This window comes from Streptococcus sp. ELY_137 (genome assembly GCF_058314515.1).
On sequence record NZ_JBZFUL010000031.1, the window covers coordinates 1 to 1,884 of the forward strand.

Below are 1,884 nucleotides of genomic sequence, written 5' to 3' on the forward strand. Positions count from 1 at the left end.
TGAGACGGGCTTATCCGAGGCAGGCCAGTGCTGGGACAGTAAGAGCGGGACTTTTAAGGTGCCGAAAGACAAGGACTGGGTGAAACAGCTCAATACCATGATGGTGAAGGCTGGTGAAGTGTTGAAACTGACTGCAGAGGAGCAACAATACGTTGAGAACCTCAAAGCTCAGTACGGCTTTGATGACACCACTGCCCGCCAGATTATCCAAGTCAGAAGAGGGTTGGAGAAGAAGTTTCCTGATAAGGGTCAGGCGGATATTGATTATCTATTTCTCAGGATTCTTGGAGGAGCGGTCTATGATGCTGATTCAGAATACGATAAGAAATTATGGGAGGCGACAGCAGGATCATTAAAGGATGAGTTTGGGACGACGGATACTGTCAGTATCCTTAAGCAATTGGGGTTAAGTAAACAAGAGGCTAAACAACTAAATTATAATATTCGTTTGCAGCATGAACTTGTAGTTGGTGGAGAAACATTTGATGAAATGTCTGATGAAAATAAAGGAAGTGCATTAGCTAAATACAAAGAAGCTTATGGCACAGAAAAAGGATTTGAGGAATTTTATAATCAGAAACTAAAAGATTATTCAGATAACGGTAAGATTACTAATGCGGACTTTGCCCATCAGTCTATTACGATGGCCACGATACTGCATAATCCAAGCAAAACTATGCAAGACTTAGCAGGCTGGCGAGGAGACACTACGACTGATGCAGGAAAAACCCCATCTATAGGGAATGATGACTATCGAGCAGATCTAGATGCGGTGAATACCGCTCAAAGAATGAAGGAAACTGGGAAAAGCTACATAGAAGTCAGTAATGACTACTATAGCGACATTGATTCTGGTGAGACCAATCGTGCTGAGGAATTTAAGACAAATGAAGATAGTAAGAGCGTTGAAGATACTATCTATGACTCACTCGTTCCATCAGGTAGTAGTACCGTTGAACCTGGTAAAGGAGCTGAATATAGAACTTGGAGTGATGCAGAGAGAGGGCGGTATCTAAGGGATAACTACGAAGAGTCATATAATTTTAATGAGAGTATTAAAAACGGGGACAATAATCTAGAGGATTATGCTGGGGACGAGGATTATCAATCTGATAGGGAGAAGCCTTAAATGAAGAAATTTTTAAAGCCAGCTTTTGCCCTACTTTTTGTCATCATTTTTCTTGGTATGATTATTTATGTTAATCTTTATGAGAAACATGCCTCGAGTGTTTTTGATGAGATGTATTTAGAGATGGATCAGACGCACCTTTCTAAGAAAGTAACAAGAAAAGATTACTCAAGTTTTGATGATAATGGCAAAGAGTATCCTGTCACTCAGTTTACCTACCAAGAAAACGCTCATTCTAAGTATAAAAAAATTTTTATCAGAAAAGATAACTCTGATAAGACATTAAATATTTCTTTTCGTCAAAGTCTAAATGAAAATTTGAGTCTGATTATGTGGTTTATCTATGATCCTAATACTAGAACTGCTAAAGAAGAGTTAATTGTGTATGATAATAAAAATCATGATGATCCTTTTTACGATTCGAATTCACAGGTAAAATCTTATCTTAAGAAATATCATATAACGATTGAAGAGGTTGAAGACTCTTACGATCAAGTTATAAAAGATCTCATTCTTAAAGATTGGACTAAAGCTTATGATAGTCAATTTACCCCTAGTGATTATGATAAGATAGAGATTAAAAAACAGTGGGAAAATTGGTAGATGGCTTAAAAGACCATCCTAAGAGCATGAATAGGTTACACTAAACTAGACAGAAATGATAAAGTGTTCTACACTAAAGAAAATAGGAGAACAGATATGTCTAGAAAAATTCGCCGTCATTTCACAGATGACTTTAAACAACAAATTGTTGA

At 37.3% G+C, this 1,884-nt stretch carries 1 protein-coding gene and 1 pseudogene; both read left to right on the plus strand.

All coding sequences use genetic code 11. The features are described from left to right. Positions 1–1,129: pseudogene (locus tag AC4HAO_RS11275) on the plus strand (hypothetical protein); the annotation flags it as partial. After that, positions 1,130–1,732 (plus strand): TipC family immunity protein, encoded by a 603-nt coding sequence (locus tag AC4HAO_RS11280; protein WP_491135398.1) that lies wholly within the window; start codon positions 1,130–1,132, stop codon positions 1,730–1,732. Positions 1,733–1,884 lie beyond the last annotated feature (152 nt).